The organism is Lutibacter sp. HS1-25, assembly GCF_004121075.1.
Taxonomy (GTDB): Bacteria; Bacteroidota; Bacteroidia; order Flavobacteriales; family Flavobacteriaceae; genus Lutibacter.
This window is the reverse complement of record NZ_RHLN01000043.1, coordinates 49,591-69,016: the sequence shown is the minus strand read 5'-3', so window position 1 is coordinate 69,016 and position 19,426 is coordinate 49,591. Positions and strand designations below refer to the sequence as shown.

Below are 19,426 nucleotides of genomic sequence, written 5' to 3'. Positions count from 1 at the left end.
TTTTCCATGTATATTTTGGTTTTTCCATACTAGTTTTTCATAGGTTCTTTTGTATTATTTTTACCAACAGAAAGCATATTTGCCATTAATTTATAAGCGCCCGGCACACCTGCTGGCAATTCTCTAAACAAACTTAAACCGGTATATATAAAATTTCCTTTACCATATTTAGCCACTAAAATACTACCATCTTTTGGACTTTCATTTTTATCGTTGATACTAATAATGGTTTCAAAATTCGAATCCCATTCATTTGGAAAATACAAACCACGCTCTTGAACCCAGCCATCAAAATCACTTTCGGTAATTTTATTTGGGTAATTTAACAATTCATGTGTTGGATTGATAAAGCGAACTTCCGAATTTTCATCTGTTACGCGATCTTTTGATAATTTTAATGAATATGGTGCAACTTCATTAACTTTTAACTGATGATTGGTATTGTACTGTACAATTAAAGTTCCGCCGTTTTTAGCATATTGATGCAAAAAATTTTGATAATGACTTGCTTTATCATTGGTATTATACGCACGAATTCCTAAAATTACAGCATCAAAATTTGCTAATTTTTCAGGTGTAATATCATCTTCATTCAATTCTACAACAGTATAACCAATTTGTCTTAAACTTGTAGGAATTACATCTCCTGCTCCCTGAATATAACCAATTAATTGTCCTTTTTTCTCAATATTTAAGCGTACAACTTTTGCTTCTGAAGGTTTTACTACAGATTGAAAAGGAATGTAACCGTAATCTATCTCAATCAATTCATTGGTAAATAATTTTTCCCCCACTGTTACAATGGGAGAAATTAAACCTTCCGATTGATTTTTTGGCGGAAACACTTCAAAATCAAAACTTTGTTCTTCTCCTTTTTGAGTCATTTTAAATTTGTGATTTTCAGGAGAAAAAGTCCATTCTTTTGGAACACACAAAACAAGTTCACCTTCTAAATTATCTTTAGCCGCAGTTACTTTTAGGGTAATTTTTTGAGCATTATTATTGTCGAAAATGTAAACTTTTTCATTAAATGATGAAGATATTTCTGGCAATATTTCAAATGGTTGATATACTTCTCCTTTAACTGGATCATTGTATTTGTAAACAACTTCTTTTGAAAAAGGAATTGAAACTCCGTTAAAGTCTAAATTAAATACAACCGTAATTGTTCTTGGAGTTTCGGGCAATCCAATCAAATTGGTATCAGCAACTTTATACATTCCCAAACTTCCCTTTTCAACCAACCAATAAGGAGATGTTTGGTTGCTATTTGAAGGAATTTCGACTTCAACAGAAAAAAACACAGCTTCATTTTTAGTTAAGCTCCATTTTTTTTCTTCAACAATATTTAACGGATTTACAACTACTGATTTTAAATTAATCGCATAATTACTTCTATTAATTGCTTCAATTTTAAATGTATTTTTAGAACCAATTGTTGTTGAAGCATTGTTTGCAACTGCCTCTAAGTACAAACCACTACAGGCTGCGATAATATTTTTTACCTCCTCTAATTTGATAGTTTTCCAATATTCATTTTCTAACTTTTGAATCAATTGATATGCTTTTATTAACTGCGGGATACTTGCTGATGGATTTTTAAAATCATAATTCCTTTCAATATTTGAAACAATTTCACCAATTTCTTTACCGCCTTTTACCCTATTCCACGAAGTATCTATGCCTTCAAAAACATTTTTATTATTTGGAAAATCACCCTTTAAAAACTCCAAATATTCTATTTGACTACCTCTAACTCCTGTACTTCCAAAACCTTGAGATTGATGCTGACTTCGACTTAATGATGCTATCTCACCATTAGACAAACCTTTATTAACATAATAGGTACCAATATCAAGGGTTAATAAATTGGTTTTATCTGCCTTTTCAAAATTTGCTTCACTACCATAAAACCACCAAGATGTGTTAAAAAACAAACGAGTTGGATTCCAAACTTCATCATTTTTTAAATACGTTTTATAATTTACATCAGCCGCTAAATCAAAAGCTTCAACACTTAAAACTGCTGAAGAAGTATGATGACCATGTGTTGATCCTGGGGTTCTATTATCAAAACGATTGACAATCACATCGGGTTTAAATTTTCTAATAACAGCAACAACATCCTTTAAAACCTCATTTTTATTCCAAATTTCCAAAGTTTCATCAGGATGTTTTGAATACCCAAAATCATTTGCTCTGGTAAAAAATTGTTCTCCACCATCAATATTTCTAGCAGACAACAACTCTTGGGTTCTAATAACACCTAACAATTCACTCATTTCTGGCCCAACCAAATTTTGCCCACCATCACCTCTTGTTACACTTAAATAAGCCGTTCTAGCTTTTAAATCATTGGCAAAATAAGAGATTAAACGTGTATTTTCGTCATCGGGATGTGCTGCTATATACAATACAGTACCTAAAAAATTTAGTTTTTGAATAGATTCAAAAATAGCTGCAGAATTCTGTTTTTCAGGAACTTGAGCAATTAATATTGATGTAAAAAATAATGATAAGTATAGAAATGCAAATAATTTCTTCATATATAAAAGTAGATTGTAAGTTTAAAACAAATATAAAATTTATATAACAGGGTCGCCTTTTAACAAACTATATTAACATAATTATAACTTTTATTTTTAATTATACCTAACTTGCTATTATACTACAAATTAGCGCTGAATTATTGGTTTTTGACTGTTGATAAATATCTTTTTTAAAACAACATATTTAGAATATCTTTGTTAATTATTCATTAAAAATAAGCTTCAATGAAATTTATAGTATCAAGTAGTCAATTATTAAAACAACTTCAAGTTTTAGGAGGTGTTATAAACAGCAGCAACACATTACCAATTTTAGATAATTTTTTATTCGAACTAAATCAAAATGAATTAAAAATATCAGCATCTGATTTAGAAACAACAATGAGTACTACTATTGATGTAGAGTCTGAATCTGAAGGTTCTGCAGCAGTTTCTGCTCGTTTATTACTAGATACTTTAAAAACATTTCCAAACCAACCATTAACTTTTAAAACAGAAGAAAATAATACTATTGAAATTAGCTCTAGTCATGGTAAATATGATATGGCCTATTTTAATGGAAATGAATTTCCTAAAGCTGTTTCAATTGAATCACCTAGCAGTACTGTAATTCCTGGAGAAATATTAGCAACAGCGATCTCTAAAACTATTTTTGCTGCTGGAAACGATGATTTAAGACCAGTAATGAGTGGTGTGTTTTTTCAATTTAATTCAGATAGCTTAACATTTGTAGCTACGGATGCACATAAATTGGTAAAATATTCTAGAACAGATGTTGTTTCAAACGATTCTGCTGAATTTATTATGCCTAAAAAACCTTTGAATTTATTGAAAGGAATTTTAGGAGGTACTGAAAGTGATGTAACTATTGAATATAACAATTCAAATGCTAAATTCACTTTTGACAATGTAGTATTAATTTGTAGATTAATTGACGGGAAATACCCTAATTACGAAGCTGTTATACCTAAAGAAAACCCTAATAAATTGACAGTTGAACGTGGGATTTTCTTGAATTCAGTTAAACGTGTTTCTATTTTCTCAAGTAAAACTACACACCAAATTAGATTAAAAATGGCAGGAACAGAGTTAAACATTTCTGCTGAAGATATAGATTATTCAAATAGTGCAAAAGAAAGATTGGTTTGTGAATATCAAGGAGACGATATGCAAATTGGTTTCAACTCTCGTTTTTTAACAGAAATGTTAAGCAATTTAGACTCAAACGAAGTGCTAATTGAAATGAGTTTACCTAATAGAGCCGGAATTTTAACACCTGTTGATGGTGTTGAAGAAGGCGAATTTATTACTATGTTGGTAATGCCTGTTATGTTAAACAGTTAAGATATAATTCAAAATACAATACTAAAAATCCGCTAAATGCGGATTTTTTTGTATCATTGTTTTAAACAGATTTTATGAATTTCTTGGCTCATTTATACCTTTCTAAAAACAATAAAAATATTTTAATAGGAAATTTTATTGCTGATGCTGTTAAAGGTAAAAAGCACAATAATTATCCCCGAGAAATTCAAATTGGCATTCTATTACATCGAGAAATAGACAATTATACTGATAACCATCCTATTGTAAAAAAAAGTATGCACCGTTTACATCCAAGATATAGACATTACGACGGTGTGATTATTGATATTTTATACGATCACTTTTTAGCTAAAAACTGGAATATGTATTCTCCAATTTCATTAGAATCATACGCTGAAAACACCTATCATTTTTTAACAAAAAACGCAGCTGATTTCCCAGAAAAACTACAAAAATTACTACCCAATATGATACAGTATAATTGGCTAGTCAATTATGCAACTTTAGAAGGAATTGAACGTGTTTTGGGAGGTATGAACAGAAGAACAAAAGGTATTTCACAAATGAATTTAGCTATTGAAGATTTAAATTTACACTATAATGAATTTGAAGAAGATTTTACTAATTTCTTTAAAGATTTAGAATTTTTTGTTGAAGAAAAAACTGCTTATCTTTTGGCTAATAAATAAAAAAAAGCGACCAATAAATTGAATACACAAATTTTAAATACAAACGTTCAAGATTTTATAAATTCGAATCTAAAATCGGATATAACAAAACTAATTTTAAAAGGAAGTCCATTTAAAACTGTTACTATTCAAGAAATTGCAGAACAAATAGTTTCCAAAACTAAATGTGAAAAAAAATTACCCACTTGGTATTCTACCAAAAATATTTATTTTCCTAATAAATTAAATATTGAGCAAACTTCTTCAGAAATTACAGCAAAATATAAATCAGATTTAATTTCAGGTGATTCCATAATTGACATTACAGGTGGTTTTGGTGTTGACGTTTATTATTTTTCACAAAATGTTGAAAATGTAACACATTGTGAAATTGACAAAGATTTATCTGAAATAGTAAATCATAATTTCAAACAATTAAACCTCAAAAATATTCAAACTTATAATAGTGATGGTATAGAATATTTAAAAAATAGTTTACAAAATTACGATTGGATTTATACTGATCCTTCAAGAAGAAGTGATTTAAAAGGTAAAGTTTTTTTATTAGGAGACTGCTTACCCAATATTCCTGAAAATTTAGATGTATTGTTTAAAAAAACCAAAAATATCTTAATTAAGGTATCTCCAATTTTAGATATTTCAAGTGCCATAAACGAATTAAAATTTGTAAAAGAAATACATATTATTGCAATTGAAAATGAAGTAAAAGAATTGCTGTTTATTTTAGAAAAAAACTACAATAAATCGATTTTAATTAAAACCATCAATTTTAACAAAACAAATAGTCAACAATTTAATTTTGATTTCAATAATACTGTAACAGCAAATTATTCGGAACCTAAAAAATATATTTTTGAACCAAATGCTGCTATTTTAAAATCTGGTGCATTTAATCAAATTTCGACACATTATAAAATCGAGAAACTTCATCAACATTCTCATTTGTATACATCAAATAATTTAATTGAATTTCCGGGAAGAAGTTTTAAAATATTGCATTGCATTACATATGACAAAAAACAACTCAAAAAATTAATCCCTTCAAAAAAGGCAAATATTACAACACGTAATTTCCCAGAAACTGTTGAACAAATTAGAAAGAAAACAGGTATAAAAGATGGAGGAAATCAATATTTATTTTTCACCACTGATTTAAACAACAATTATATTGTATTGGTTTGTGAAAAAATATAAATGCATTTTTGAGATTCCAATAAACTTACCAATACAATTAATAGCGATTTAATAATTGCAACAGTCAACTTGCATTTCTAAATAAATAGTCTAAATTTGCAGTAATAAGAGCGTCCCTATAAATATAAACTCTTTACGGAGAGGAGTTTTAATTTGTTGATTTTTATACAAAAGTTCCCCAATTTTTGTTTTTAAAGTCAAATTTGCTTTTAAAAATCTCCAAAAATAAAAATTTTATTAATTAAAATTTAAAGTGTTTTCATATCAAAAAAGGGGTTTTACCCCTTGTAAATATTAAGAAAACAACTTTTTAATCTGTTATTTTTAAAAATATTTAAAAATAATGAGGGATTTTTTTTGCCTATATGTAAGATTTAATGTAAGTTTGAAGTTCTTACTAATCATTTAAATTCTTACTAAAATGAAAAAATTAAAATTAATTTTCGGATTGCTTATGGTAGCTGCATTTGTTGCTGTGAGTGTATTAACTATTCAATCAACTGAAAAACAGGCGATCAAAAAAAGTTTAATTGTAATCCCTTCGCAAGAGAGATAGATTTAACTTTACTTAGTAAACAATACAAAACAAAACGCCACAATATAAATTGTGGCGTTTTGCTGTTTTAATTTATTTTTGATTCTGTTAAATATATTATATATTTGATAAATATATTTTCATATTCATTATAAAAGAATGAAAAACACGAGAAAAATTTCATTATACGTTGGAAGTCTTATAACTTTAATTATTGTATTTACACCATACCTTCTTTATATTCACCAAAACATTCCTGATGACTTAGAGAATTATGAAACAATATTTGGAACAATAACTGCTGGTTATTATGGGCTTGTTATATCCTATGTATATATGTTTTTTTCAAAGTTTGTGCCTTTTTTATTACTATTTGTTTGGTTTATAACCTGTAAACATTGGTGGGCACATGCCATTTTAATACCTCTTTGCGTTTATTTATTTCAATTAATTTCTGTTATAAATGATGCTAATGATTATTTAGATGAAGTTAGTTTTATTTATACCGTGCCAATTACAACTATTGTAATTGTAATACTATACTTTTTAAGAAGCAAAATGTCTATTTATATTCAGGCTGTTGACCTAAAGAAGGAAATGGATGAAAACATGAAATTTCAAAAAAACATTCACAACAATTAGGCTTAAAATTTACGACTTTAATTTATTTCGGAATAACAACAATAAAACTATAGGAATTCCCAACAATACAATAGTTGTTATACTATGGAAAATTATTTGAGGAAAAACAAGCAAGGTTAAGGCATATCCGCCAATAGCACCTCCTAAATGAGCCGAATGACCAATATTACCAATTTGCTTTTTCATTCCATAAATAGAATACAACAAATATCCTATACCAAAAATATATCCAGGAATAGGGATTGGTAACGGAAACATAAATAATCTCATATCTGGATTTAACAATATCGCAGCATAAATAACTCCTGCCACAGCACCTGAAGCCCCTACAGCACTGTAATAATACTCGTTTTTATGAAAAATAAGTGTAAAAATATTTCCCGCTAATAAACTACCAAAATAGATAATTAAAAATTTTACAATACCTAAAATAACAATTAGTTGAGGCGCAAATATGTACAAAACATACATGTTCAAAATTAAATGCAAATAATCCACATGTAAAAATGCCGAAGTTAAAATTCTATATTTTTCACCTCGTTGAATAGCACCCATCTGAAATTTATATTTATCAAAAAAAAACTGATCACTAAAGCCCTTAATCGAAAACAAAACATTCACTATAATTATTAAAAGGAGTACTTTATCAATATTCATAATTTTAGATTTTTCTTAAAAAACGAATGTATAAAAAAATGATGATAATGAGTTGAATGATTTCAACGTATTCAAAAAAATTATAATTATTTTTGAGTCAATTTTACAATATTATGAATTTATTTATTTTTTACCTAGTTTATCCGTTTATTTGGCTTATTTCAATCCTACCTTTTCGGTTGCTTTATATTATTTCTGATTTTATATACACAATACTATACTATGTAATTGGCTATAGAAAAAAAGTAGTTTTAAATAATTTAAAATTAGCTTTTCCTGAAAAATCAGAAAAAGAATTATTTAAAATTAGAAAAGAATTTTACCATCACTTTGTAGATGTTTTTATGGAAATGGTTAAAACTTTTACAATTTCAAAAAGAGAATTAGATAAACATTATAAATATACAAATATTGAATTAGTTCAAGAATTAAAAAAAGACGGTAAAAGTGTAATTTTAATTAGCGCACATTACGCCAACTGGGAGTGGATTATTGGTATGAATGCTTTTATTAATTACAATGCTTATGCCGCTTTTACAAAAGTAAGTAATCCTTACTTTAACAATAAAATATTAAAAACGAGAGAGAAATTTGGCGTTACATTAAAACAGTCTTCAAAAATACTCCCAACAATATACGACAATTATAAAAAAAATATTCAATCAATATATGGATTGCTTAGCGATCAATCTCCACAGCTTAAAAAAGGTGTATATTGGACTGAGTTTTTAGGCGTAAAGGTTCCTGTTCATACTGGTGGTGAATCTTTAGCTAAAAAATACAATATGAATATTGTTTTTTTAGATACCAGAAAAATTAAAAGAGGATATTACGAAACAACACTAAGCTTAATTACAGATAACGCAAATAATCATCCTGATTTTGAATTAACTGATTTATATCTAAGAAAAGTTGAAGCTCAAATTAAAGCCCAACCTGCTTACTATTTTTGGACCCACAGACGCTTCAAACATAAAGACAAATTTGTAAAGTAATTATAAAAAAAACCCACATAAATGTGGGCTTTTTTATAACAAATAATTTATATCCTAAATTATTTCATTCCTTCATAAACAGCTTGTAATGCTTTAGATTTCTCAGACATACCTAAATTTTCATACAAACCTAACAAAGTTTGGATTGTTCCAATACTTGTTTTATCTAGCTCATAAGCTTTTTCGTAATAAGGTAAAGCCTCTTTGTAAATTTCAAATTGTTTCGCTTGTAATTGATCATACTTCTTAAAATCATTCAAGTTTTTATTCATTTCATCAACAATTGGAAGTGCTTTATCAATTATTGCTGTACCAATATTTTGATATGCAGATGCAAATGTTGGATCTAATTCAATTGCCTTTTTAAAATTAGCAATGGCTTCTTCAGTATGTTTTAGATCCATATTCATTACACCAACATTATAATACAAACTTGCATTTGTTGGATTAAGTCTAATTGCTTCTTCCAATAATTCTTTGAATTTTGCATTATTACCTTGCTTATAGTAAAGATTTGCTTGGGTAATTAGCAACTCATAACTAGTTGGAAATTCTTTTCTACCTTCACCTAAAACCTCAATAGCTTTATCAAAATTATTTAATTCTATCTGGTTTTCAGCCAAATACTTATAAATAATATTTCTTCTTGACTCACTCACTTCAACTCTAGGATTTTCAGCTAAACCAAGTTTAACCTGTAAATTCATAGCTTTCTCATCAGCAAAAGTAACATCTTGACCATCACTTTTACTTGTTGCTACATATGAATTAGAAATACCTGTGTAATTAAGTTTTAATAGTTTTTCATATAACTCGCTAGATTTATCATATTGCTTTGCTCTATTATAAATCAAAGCAGCATTGTCTAAATATGATGTGTCTTTTGGACTTAAAGTATATGCTATATAAAATAGTTTTGCAGAACTAGCGTAATCAGCATCTGCTCCACTTTCTAAAGCTTTTTTATATTTTTCAGATGCATTATTTACTGTTGTCGCAAAAAGTTTATTTGAAATTTCTCTTACTTCTGGTGTATATTTTACTTTTGTTTCTTTTTCATATTTAAACAAATCTTTACACGCCTTACTTATTTTTTCAATATTAGCTAAGTTAGTACCATTTTGATATAATGCTAAAACTTTTAAATGATAATATTGTGCTTTTGATTTTTGATCATCAGCAGAAATTAAAGACTCTGCCTTGTCTAACTCAGTTATTGCTGCTGCATAATTTTTTGCATCAATGTTTTTTTGAGCATTTTTAAGTTCATCTTTTTGTCCGAAAACTGTCATACTAATCATAAAAGCAGACAGAATTAATAGTGTTCTTTTCATTGTTATTAAATTAATTATTCTTGATTTGTGTTCTCTTCGTTATTATTTTCATTGTTTTCAATTTCCGTGCCAATTGTATCAATATTCTCATCTAATTCTTCTTCTTCGTGTACAACTTTTGCCACTGCAGCAATAGAATCATTATCTTTAATATTGATTAATTTAACACCTTGTGTTGCTCGTCCCATTATACGTAAATCTGCTACTGCAAGTCTAATTGTAATTCCTGATTTATTAATAATCATCAAATCATCTTCATCAGTCACTTCTTTTATAGCAACCAAACCACCTGTTTTATCAGTTACATTAATGGTTTTCACTCCTTTACCTCCTCTATTGGTTATTCTGTAATCTTCTAAATCTGAACGCTTACCATAACCATTTTCAGAAACAACTAATATATTGCTATCTAAGTTATTAACAGCAATCATACCAACAACTTCATCTTTATCATTGGCCAATGTTATACCTCTAACACCAGATGCACTTCTACCCATTGGACGGGTTTTACTTTCTTCAAATCGAATAGATTTTCCAGATTTCAAGGCTAGCATAACCTGGCTGTCTCCAGTTGTTAGTTTTGCTTCTAACAATTCATCATCTTCTTTAATTGTAATTGCATTGATTCCGTTGGTTCTTGGACGAGAGTATTGCTCTAATGAAGTTTTTTTAACTTGGCCTTGTTTTGTTGCCATAATTACGTAATGATTATTTACATAATCTTCATCTTTCAAATCTTCGGTTACTAAAAATGCTTTTACCTTATCGTCTTGTTCAATGTTTATTAAATTTTGAATTGCTCTTCCTTTTGAAGTTTTGCTTCCTTCTGGAATTTCATAAACGCGCATCCAAAATACTTTTCCTTTTTGAGTAAAGAACAACATATATTGGTGATTTGTTCCAAGGAATAAATGCTCTAAGAAATCTTCACTTCTTGTAGACACACCTTTTTGACCTCTTCCTCCTCTATTTTGAACTTTATATTCGTCTAAATTTGTACGTTTTACATAACCAGCATGTGATATTGTAATAACCACATTAGAATTAGGAATCATATCTTCAACAGATAAATCTCCACCAGCGTATTCAATTACAGATCTTCGCTCGTCACCATATTTATCTCTAATGGCAATTAATTCATCTTTAATAATCTGATAGCGTCTTGATTCATTTGCTAAAATATCTTTCAAATCAGCAATCAATAAAATAATCTCATCATATTCTGCTCTTAATTTATCTTGCTCTAAACCAGTTAATTGTCTCAAACGCATTTCAACAATTGCTTTGGCTTGAATTTCAGACAATTCAAAACGATTCATCAAACTTTCTCTAGCCTCATCAGCATTAGATGACCCTCTTATTATTTTAATTACTTCATCTATATTGTCACTTGCAATAATTAAACCTTCTAAAATATGGGCTCTGGCCTCGGCTTTTTTAAGTTCAAATTCAGTTCTTCTAACAATTACCTCATGTCTATGTTCAACAAAATAATGGATTAATTGCTTTAAATTTAATTGTTCTGGTCTACCATTTACCAAAGCAATATTATTTACACTAAATGAAGTTTGAAGTGCTGTATATTTAAATAATTTATTTAAAACTATATTTGGAATGGCATCACGTTTTAAAATATAAACAATACGCATACCATTTCTATCCGATTCGTCACGAATATTGGCTATACCTTCTAATTTTTTCTCGTTTACAAGGTCGGCTGTTTTTTTAATCATTTCAGCCTTATTAACCTGATAAGGAATTTCAGTAACAATAATACATTCTCTACCTTGAACTTCTTCAATAATAGCTTTTGCACGAATTACAATTCTTCCTCTACCAGTTTCAAAAGCTTCTTTTACACCTTCATAACCATATATAATACCTCCTGTTGGAAAATCAGGGGCTGATATATGCTTCATCAATTCAGAAATTTCAATTTCTCTGTTATCAATATAGGCCAATGTACCATTTATAACTTCTGTTAAGTTATGAGGTGCCATATTTGTAGCCATACCTACCGCAATACCTGAAGCTCCGTTAACCAATAAATTTGGAATTCGGGTTGGTAAAACAGTTGGTTCATTTAAGGTATCATCAAAGTTTAATTTATGATCAACAGTATCTTTATCGATATCTGCAAGCATTTCTTCTGAAATTTTTTGCATACGAACCTCAGTATAACGCATTGCTGCTGGGCTATCCCCATCAACAGACCCAAAGTTACCTTGTCCGTCAACCATCATATATCTAACGCTCCAATCTTGCGCCATACGAACCATTGAGTCGTATACAGATGTATCTCCATGAGGGTGATATTTACCTAGTACTTCCCCAACAATTCTTGCTGACTTTTTATAAGCGCCTGTTGCTTTTACTCCTAATTCATGCATTCCAAACAAAACCCTTCTATGCACTGGCTTTAAACCATCCCTAACATCGGGCAATGCTCTTGAAACTATTACTGACATTGAATAATCAATGTAAGCTGATTTCATTTCATCTTCAATATTAATTGGTATCAGTTTTTCTCCGTCTGCCATATATTTTATATTTATTTTTAGTAGTATTTTTTAACAAAGCAATATACAATTTTTCATATTTTCACAAGTAATTTAAAGGGTTGTTTTTATAAAATTTATCAACAATACTGCAATTACACAATAGCTATAAACTATTGAATATCAGAAGTTTTAAATCTTATTTAACGCGCTTTTTTATAATAACTTAAAAAGTGGTGTTATTTTTGCATAATAAAAAGAAAAAAATCAGTTAAATTTACCATATAAACTTAAAAAAATGGACGATAATTTTTCACCAAAAGTAAAAGATGTAATTGCCTACAGTAAAGAAGAAGCCTTGCGTTTAGGACATGATTTTATAGGTACAGAACATCTTATGTTAGGGTTGTTAAGAAAGGGTAATGGAAAAGCTATTGAAATTTTAAATGCGTTGGATATTAACCTTGATCATTTGCGCAAAAAAATTGAAGGTTTAAGTCCAATTTACCCAGCTAGCAATTTTTTAAATGAAAAGAAAAGTTTGCATTTAACTAAGCAAGCTGAAAAAGCACTAAAAACAACCTTTTTAGAAGCTAAATTATATCAAAATGATTCAGTAAACACTGCACATTTGTTGTTGTGCATTTTAAGAAATGAAAACGACCCAACAACTAAATTGCTAAATAATTTTGATGCAAGTTATGAAGATGTAAAAAATATATATAAAAATTTGTTTATGGATGAAGAAATAGAATTACCAAGAGCAGAAAATTCGTCTGATGATGAATTTGAAACATCAAAATCAAATCCTTTTGAACAGCAAAAAAGCGATAACAATCCTCAAAAAAAATCAAAAACACCTGTTTTAGATAATTTTGGGCGAGATTTAACTCGTTTGGCTGAAGAAGGAAAGTTAGACCCTGTGGTTGGAAGAAAAAAAGAGATTGAACGTGTTTCTCAAATTTTAAGTCGTAGAAAAAAGAACAACCCAATGCTTATTGGAGAACCTGGTGTAGGTAAATCTGCTATTGCTGAAGGATTGGCTCTAAGAATTATTCAACGCAAAGTTTCTCGTATACTTTTCAACAAAAGAATTGTGTCTTTAGATTTGGCTAGCTTGGTTGCTGGAACAAAATATAGAGGACAGTTTGAAGAGCGCATGAAAGCTTTGATGAATGAATTGGAAAAAAATGATGATATCATTTTATTTATTGATGAAATTCACACAATAGTTGGAGCAGGTGGAGCTACTGGTTCTTTAGATGCATCTAACATGTTAAAACCTGCTTTAGCAAGAGGTGAAATTCAATGTATTGGAGCTACAACTTTAGATGAATTCCGTACAAATATTGAAAAAGACGGTGCTTTAGAACGTAGATTTCAAAAAGTTTTAGTTGAACCAACTTCAATAGAAGAAACAATTCAAATTTTACACAATATAAAAGATAAATATGAAGATCATCACAATGTTAATTTTACTGATGGAGCTATTGAAGCTTGTGTAAAATTAACTAGTAGATATATGACTGATCGCTTTTTACCCGATAAAGCTATTGATGCTCTAGATGAATCTGGCTCTAGAATACATATAACCAATATTGTTGTACCTAAAGAAGTACTTAGTTTAGAAGCTCAATTAGAAAAAGTAAAAGAAGATAAAAGTGCTGCTGTAAACGGTCAAAAATATGAAGAAGCAGCTCGCTTACGCGATGATGAAAAACGTATTGAAAGCTTGTTACAATCTGAACAAAAAAAATGGGAAGAAGCTTCTAAATTAAATCGCGAAACTGTTACTGAAGACAATGTTGCTGAAGTAGTTTCTATGATGACAGGAATTCCTGTTAATAGAGTTGCTGAGGCTGAAAGTCATCGCTTGCATGATTTACCAAACTTAATAAAAGGTAAAGTTATTGGTCAAGATGAGGCTGTTTCTAAGGTTGTTAAAGCAATTCAACGCAATCGTGTTGGACTTAAAGATCCAAACAAACCAATTGGCTCATTTATATTTTTAGGTCAAACTGGTGTTGGAAAAACACAATTAGCAAAAGTATTGGCTACTGAATTATTTGACAATGAAGATGCTTTGGTTAGAATTGATATGAGCGAATACATGGAAAAATTTGCCATTTCTCGATTAATTGGTGCGCCTCCTGGATATGTTGGTTATGAGGAAGGTGGACAATTGACTGAAAAAATTCGTCGTAAACCTTATGCAGTTGTTTTATTAGATGAGATTGAAAAAGCACATCCTGATGTTTTCAATATGTTACTTCAAATTTTAGATGATGGACATATTACCGATAGCTTGGGCAGAAGAATTGATTTTAGAAACACAATTATTATTATGACTTCTAACATTGGTTCTCGTCAATTAAAAGATTTTGGAACTGGCGTAGGTTTTGGAACAGCTTCAAAAACTGCACAAGCCGATGCGAATGCAAAAAGTGTAATTGAAAACGCTTTGAAAAAATCATTTGCTCCAGAATTTTTAAATAGAATTGATGACGTAATTGTATTTAATGCTTTAGAACGCGAAGATATTCACTCAATTATTGATATTGAATTGAAAAAATTGGTGAATCGCATTGAAGGTTTAGGATATAAATTAACCTTAACCGATGAGGCTAAAGATTATATTGCCGACAAAGGTTTTGACAAACAATATGGTGCTCGACCATTAAAACGTGCTATTCAAAAATATATTGAAGATGCTTTAGCTGAAGAAATTGTAAATTCTCAACTAAAGGAAGGTGATTCAATTTATATGGAGTTGAATGAAGAAAAAACCGAGCTAACCATAAAAATAAATAAAGGTAAAGGAAAAGACAAAGTAGAATAATTAAAAAAAGTTGAGCAATGCTCAACTTTTTTTTTTGAATACAACAATTATGAAATTAAAAAATAGCCTGTTTGTACTTTTAATTGCATTGAGTTTTCAAATAACATTGGCACAAGAAACTCCAAAATCAGCAGCACAAATTTTAAAAAATGATTTGCAAAAAGCTACAATCGAAAATAAAAATGTTTTTATCATTTTCAAAGCTTCTTGGTGTGGATGGTGTAAAAAAATGGAGGCCAATATTAACAATAAAACCATCAATAAATATTTTACAGACAATTATGTAATTTCATATATAACCGTATTAGAATCAGAAAAAAATAAAAATTTAGAAAACCCAGGAGCAGAAGATTTATTGAATAAATACGGTGGTAAAAATCAAGGAATTCCGTTTTATCTTATTTTTGACAGTAAAGCCAATTTATTAGTAGACTCTAAGATGATTGCTGGTGAAGAAATTTTAAAAGGTGAAGGCATTAATATTGGTTGCCCAAGTACAGATGATGAAATTGATGCCTTTATCTATAAATTACAAAAAACATCAAATTTAACTGCAGAACAGCTAAAAGCAATTGCGATACAGTTTAAACAAAATAATTAGATTAATTGTTTAACAATTGACCTTTTAAAAAACCAAATCCATATCCAAAAAACTGAATTAAAGTAGTGATAACACTTACAAAAGCAACTTTAATATCTTTATTTTTTAATAATGAATCTAAAAACAACAAGGTAAAATAAAACCCAAAAAACAAAGCAAATATTTGAATATCAAAAACCAAACAAGCTAACGAAAACAGCAATAACAAACTAAAAACAGTTGGAAACCAATACGTTATTTTTGCAGTTCCTGGATATTTTTTATTCAAAAAAGGCCTTCCATTACCAAAAGCAAATGTCTGTTTAAAAAATTGCATAAAAGTACTTCTCCTTTTATGATATACAAATGCATTTTCAATAAACTGTGTTTCAAAATTATGCTCCCAAAGCCTAAAAGTTAAATCAATATCTTCACCAATTTTCATTTTAGAAAACCCCTTAGTTATTTCAAATGCTTTTTTTGACATGCCTAAATTAAAACTTCTGGGTTGAAATTTATCAACAGCTTTTTTACTTCCTCTAATTCCACCAGTTGTAAAAAAAGAAGTCATACTATAATTAATTGCTTTTTGAATGGTGGTAAAAGAATCATGTGCAGCATCTGCTCCACCATATGCATCAGTGTAATTATTCATCAAAGCATTTTCAACTTCAACCAAATAATTGGGCGGAATTATACAATCTGAATCAAAAATAATAAAGTAGTTTCCCGTTGCTTGTTGCATTCCAAAATTACGACTTGCACCTGCACCAGTATTGTTTTTTAAAAAATACTGAATATTTAAAACACTTTTATAGCCTTCAACAATTTCTTTAGAAGTATTTTCAGAACCATCTTCAACAATAACAACTTCAAAAAAATTTGAATACGTCTGTTTGGTTAAACTTAGTAACAATTCATCAATTTCTTGAGGACGGTTGTAAACAGGAATTATTATGGAAAATGTTAATTGCAATTGTAAAAAATTTGTACTAATGTAAATGTTTTAAAACAAAAAAAGTACAAATCTTTCAATTTGTACTTTTTATAAATATGTATATCAATTATTCTTTATTTTCCCAAGCTTCCATAATTTGTTGGCTAACTCCTACATTTGAGAATCCACCATCATGGAATAAATTTTGAAGGGTCACTTTTTTAGTCAAATCTGAAAACAATGAAATTGTATAATTCGCACATTCCAAAGCAGTTGCATTTCCAAGTGGCGACATTTCTTCAGCATAATTTAAAAACCCATTGATACCTTTAACGCCTTTTCCAGCAGTAGTTAATGTTGGAGACTGAGAAATTGTATTCACACGTACTTTTTTATCTTTTCCAAAGAAATATCCAAAACTACGAGCAATAGATTCTAAATAAGCTTTATTATCAGCCATATCATTATAATCTGGAAACACTCTTTGCGCAGCCATATACGACAATGCAACTACACTACCCCATTCATTCATAGCATCTGATTTATACAAAACAGACAATACTTTATGAAATGATACAGCAGAAACATCCCATCCAATTTTAGTATATTCGTAATTTTGATCAGTATAATGATTTCCTTTACGAACATTTACAGACATACCTATAGAATGTAAAACAAAATCGATTTTACCACCTAGAATCTCCATAGATTGGTCTACTAAATTTTGAATATCTTTTAATGACGTTGCATCAGCAGCAATAACTTGCGAGCCTGTTTTTTTTGCAAGTTCATCAATTGTTCCAAATCGCATTGCCACAGGGGCATTTGTTAATACAAATTCAGCTCCTTCTTCGTGAGCTCTTTCAGCGACTTTCCAAGCAATAGAATTTGAATCTAATGCTCCAAAAATAATTCCCTTTTTACCTTTTAGTAGGTTGTACATATAAAAATTTTAATATTTCGAATTGCAAATATAGTAAATTCTTAATTTAATAACTGTTTTGAATGCTCAATTGCTGTTGAAGAAATATTTTTACCTCCTAACATTTCAGCTATTTCCATTATACGCTCCTCTTTATCAAGCATCCTCAACTGCGTAACTATATCATTTTCAATATCTTGCTTATACACTTTGTAATGTTGCTGTCCTTTTGCAGCAATTTGAGGTAAATGCGTAATTGTAATAACTTGCATATTTTCACTCATTACTTGCATAATATCTGCCATTTTTTGAGAAACATCACCTGAAACGCCTGTATCTATTTCATCAAAAATAATGGTTGGCAGTTTTAAATAGGTAGAAAGTATGGCTTTTACAGACAACATAATTCGAGACATTTCGCCTCCAGATGCAACCTTTTTTAATTCACCAAAATTCATTCCTTTATTTGCCGAAATCAACAATTGAAGTTCATCTTTACCGTTTGTAAAATATTGTTTTGAATGTGATAATTTAAATTGAAAACGGGTGTTTTCCATTCCCAAATTAGTTAAACTACTTTCTAATTTTTCAATTAAAACAGGAATTGCTTTTTCTCTTTGCTGAAAAATACTTTTTGCCAATTCATCTATTTTTTTAGCAACTTCATTTACTTCATTTTCTTTTTCAGCTATTATTGCTGAAGAATTTGTGACAGCATCAACTTTTACAGAAAGTGCTTCTTGAATTTCAAGTAAATCTGCAATTGTACTTACACCATGTTTTTTTTGCAAATTATAGGTAAGTTGCAATCTATCGTTTAATTTTTCTAAAGCTGAAGCATCAAATTCAACATTTTCATTAAAATCTTCAATTTCAGAAGCAATATCATCAAACTCTATCTTTAAACTTAAAGCCCTATTATACAAACTTTCATATTCTTTTGAAAAAGAAGCTATTTTACTTAAACTTGATGTAAACAAAGTTAACATCGATTGCAAACCAATTTCTTCATTTAAGGCAACCGATTGAGCCTCAGAAAGATTTAATTTAATATCTTCAATATTGTTTAATCTATCTAATTCTTGCTCGTTTTCTTCTTGTTCATCAATTTTAAAAGCAGCTTTATTTAATTCTTCGAACAAATACAAATTGTATTCGTATTGTTCTTTGGCTTTTTCTTGCTTTAATTTAAGATCATTCAATTCACTTTTAAGTTTATTAAAAAGAATCAAACCTCTTTTATACGACTCAATTTTTGCAGCATTGTTTGCAAGTGCATCAATAATTTGAAATTGAAACTGAACATCTGACAATTGTAATGTTTGATGTTGAGAATGAACATCAATTAGTTTTTCACTTAATGCATTTAACACCTGCAAAGTTGTTGGTGTATCATTTATAAATGCTCTGGATTTTCCACTTGGAAGAATTTCTCTTCTTATAATGGTAACATCTTCAAAATCCAATTCATTTTCTTCAAAAAAAGGTTTTAAATTGTAATTTGAAATTGAAAATTGAGCTTCAATTACGCATTTTTTAGAAGCATCTTTTAAAGTAGATGCATCGGCTCTATTTCCTAAGCCTAAACCAAGAGCGCCTAATAATATAGATTTACCCGCACCTGTTTCACCTGTAATAATAGATAATTTATCTTTAAAGTTAACAGATAGACTATCTATTAAGGCATAATTTTTTATAGAAAGATTTATAAGCATTTTTGTAATTTATT

15 protein-coding genes are annotated in these 19,426 nt (G+C 29.0%); 8 read left to right on the top strand and 7 right to left on the bottom strand.

Features of this window, described 5'->3' with window-relative positions; genetic code table 11:
* Positions 1–29 precede the first annotated feature (29 nt).
* On the bottom strand, positions 30–2,546 hold the full coding sequence (locus tag EC396_RS11585; protein ID WP_129366852.1) for a PIG-L family deacetylase: 2,517 nt from the start codon (positions 2,544–2,546) through the stop codon (positions 30–32).
* A 228-nt stretch (positions 2,547–2,774) separates the two neighbouring features.
* On the opposite strand from EC396_RS11585, the gene dnaN reads away from it, so the two are divergent.
* From dnaN to EC396_RS11565, 5 genes are all read left to right on the top strand, one after another.
* Positions 2,775–3,893 carry a DNA polymerase III subunit beta gene (dnaN, locus tag EC396_RS11580; protein ID WP_129366851.1) on the top strand — a complete coding sequence of 373 codons (1,119 nt, stop codon included), beginning with the start codon at positions 2,775–2,777 and terminating at the stop codon, positions 3,891–3,893.
* 74 nt (positions 3,894–3,967) lie between these two features.
* Entirely contained in the window at positions 3,968–4,564 is a 597-nt protein-coding gene (locus tag EC396_RS11575; RefSeq protein ID WP_129366850.1) for an ACP phosphodiesterase, read from the top strand.
* A gap of 18 nt (positions 4,565–4,582) precedes the next feature.
* Positions 4,583–5,758, top strand: coding sequence for a class I SAM-dependent methyltransferase (locus tag EC396_RS11570; RefSeq protein ID WP_129366849.1), 1,176 nt, complete (start codon positions 4,583–4,585; stop codon positions 5,756–5,758).
* Positions 5,759–6,179: 421 nt separating this feature from the next.
* Positions 6,180–6,314, top strand: a complete 135-nt coding sequence (locus EC396_RS18215; RefSeq protein WP_255421342.1) for a hypothetical protein — start codon at positions 6,180–6,182, stop codon at positions 6,312–6,314.
* Between the two features lie 138 nt (positions 6,315–6,452).
* Complete coding sequence (locus EC396_RS11565; RefSeq protein ID WP_129366848.1) at positions 6,453–6,935, top strand: hypothetical protein; 483 nt, start codon at positions 6,453–6,455, stop codon at positions 6,933–6,935.
* A 9-nt stretch (positions 6,936–6,944) separates the two neighbouring features.
* Here the strand turns inward: EC396_RS11565 and EC396_RS11560 are convergent, their stop codons facing one another.
* Positions 6,945–7,592, bottom strand: coding sequence for a rhomboid family intramembrane serine protease (locus tag EC396_RS11560; RefSeq protein ID WP_129366847.1), 648 nt, complete (start codon positions 7,590–7,592; stop codon positions 6,945–6,947).
* 113 nt (positions 7,593–7,705) lie between these two features.
* Here EC396_RS11560 and EC396_RS11555 point away from each other — a divergent pair, with 113 nt between their 5' ends.
* Entirely contained in the window at positions 7,706–8,587 is an 882-nt protein-coding gene (locus tag EC396_RS11555) for a lysophospholipid acyltransferase family protein (RefSeq protein WP_129366846.1), read from the top strand.
* Between the two features lie 59 nt (positions 8,588–8,646).
* Here EC396_RS11555 and EC396_RS11550 read toward each other — a convergent pair whose 3' ends face one another.
* Positions 8,647–9,921 (bottom strand): tetratricopeptide repeat protein, encoded by a 1,275-nt coding sequence (locus EC396_RS11550; RefSeq protein ID WP_129366845.1) that lies wholly within the window; start codon positions 9,919–9,921, stop codon positions 8,647–8,649.
* 14 nt (positions 9,922–9,935) lie between these two features.
* Positions 9,936–12,461 carry a DNA gyrase subunit A gene (gene gyrA, locus EC396_RS11545; protein WP_129366844.1) on the bottom strand — a complete coding sequence of 842 codons (2,526 nt, stop codon included), beginning with the start codon at positions 12,459–12,461 and terminating at the stop codon, positions 9,936–9,938.
* A gap of 256 nt (positions 12,462–12,717) precedes the next feature.
* On the opposite strand from gyrA, the gene EC396_RS11540 reads away from it, so the two are divergent.
* The gene (locus EC396_RS11540; RefSeq protein ID WP_129366843.1) at positions 12,718–15,258 is read left to right on the top strand and encodes an ATP-dependent Clp protease ATP-binding subunit; all 2,541 of its coding nucleotides are present in this window, start codon (positions 12,718–12,720) and stop codon (positions 15,256–15,258) included.
* Positions 15,259–15,307: 49 nt separating this feature from the next.
* Positions 15,308–15,859, top strand: coding sequence for a thioredoxin family protein (locus EC396_RS11535; protein WP_129366842.1), 552 nt, complete (start codon positions 15,308–15,310; stop codon positions 15,857–15,859).
* 1 nt (position 15,860) lies between these two features.
* Here the strand turns inward: EC396_RS11535 and EC396_RS11530 are convergent, their stop codons facing one another.
* From EC396_RS11530 to recN, 3 genes are all read right to left on the bottom strand, one after another.
* Complete coding sequence (locus tag EC396_RS11530) at positions 15,861–16,814, bottom strand: glycosyltransferase family 2 protein (protein ID WP_129366841.1); 954 nt, start codon at positions 16,812–16,814, stop codon at positions 15,861–15,863.
* 88 nt (positions 16,815–16,902) lie between these two features.
* A complete protein-coding gene (locus EC396_RS11525; protein WP_129366840.1) occupies positions 16,903–17,718 on the bottom strand; it encodes an enoyl-ACP reductase in 816 nt (271 codons plus the stop codon).
* Positions 17,719–17,759: 41 nt separating this feature from the next.
* Positions 17,760–19,412: a DNA repair protein RecN gene (gene recN, locus EC396_RS11520; RefSeq protein ID WP_129366839.1), complete on the bottom strand. Its 1,653-nt coding sequence runs from the start codon at positions 19,410–19,412 to the stop codon at positions 17,760–17,762.
* Between the last annotated feature and the right edge of the window lie 14 nt (positions 19,413–19,426).

What these genes read in the sequence shown, in the direction of transcription:
- gyrA (WP_129366844.1), bottom strand. Translation starts at nt 12,461, where the DNA reads ATGGCAGACGGAGAAAAACTGATACCAATTAATATTGAAGATGAAATG.
- EC396_RS18215 (WP_255421342.1), top strand. Translation starts at nt 6,180, where the DNA reads ATGAAAAAATTAAAATTAATTTTCGGATTGCTTATGGTAGCTGCATTT.
- EC396_RS11540 (WP_129366843.1), top strand. Translation starts at nt 12,718, where the DNA reads ATGGACGATAATTTTTCACCAAAAGTAAAAGATGTAATTGCCTACAGT.
- EC396_RS11585 (WP_129366852.1), bottom strand. Translation starts at nt 2,546, where the DNA reads ATGAAGAAATTATTTGCATTTCTATACTTATCATTATTTTTTACATCA.
- EC396_RS11550 (WP_129366845.1), bottom strand. Translation starts at nt 9,921, where the DNA reads ATGAAAAGAACACTATTAATTCTGTCTGCTTTTATGATTAGTATGACA.
- EC396_RS11555 (WP_129366846.1), top strand. Translation starts at nt 7,706, where the DNA reads ATGAATTTATTTATTTTTTACCTAGTTTATCCGTTTATTTGGCTTATT.
- EC396_RS11535 (WP_129366842.1), top strand. Translation starts at nt 15,308, where the DNA reads ATGAAATTAAAAAATAGCCTGTTTGTACTTTTAATTGCATTGAGTTTT.
- EC396_RS11565 (WP_129366848.1), top strand. Translation starts at nt 6,453, where the DNA reads ATGAAAAACACGAGAAAAATTTCATTATACGTTGGAAGTCTTATAACT.
- recN (WP_129366839.1), bottom strand. Translation starts at nt 19,412, where the DNA reads ATGCTTATAAATCTTTCTATAAAAAATTATGCCTTAATAGATAGTCTA.
- dnaN (WP_129366851.1), top strand. Translation starts at nt 2,775, where the DNA reads ATGAAATTTATAGTATCAAGTAGTCAATTATTAAAACAACTTCAAGTT.
- EC396_RS11560 (WP_129366847.1), bottom strand. Translation starts at nt 7,592, where the DNA reads ATGAATATTGATAAAGTACTCCTTTTAATAATTATAGTGAATGTTTTG.
- EC396_RS11525 (WP_129366840.1), bottom strand. Translation starts at nt 17,718, where the DNA reads ATGTACAACCTACTAAAAGGTAAAAAGGGAATTATTTTTGGAGCATTA.
- EC396_RS11575 (WP_129366850.1), top strand. Translation starts at nt 3,968, where the DNA reads ATGAATTTCTTGGCTCATTTATACCTTTCTAAAAACAATAAAAATATT.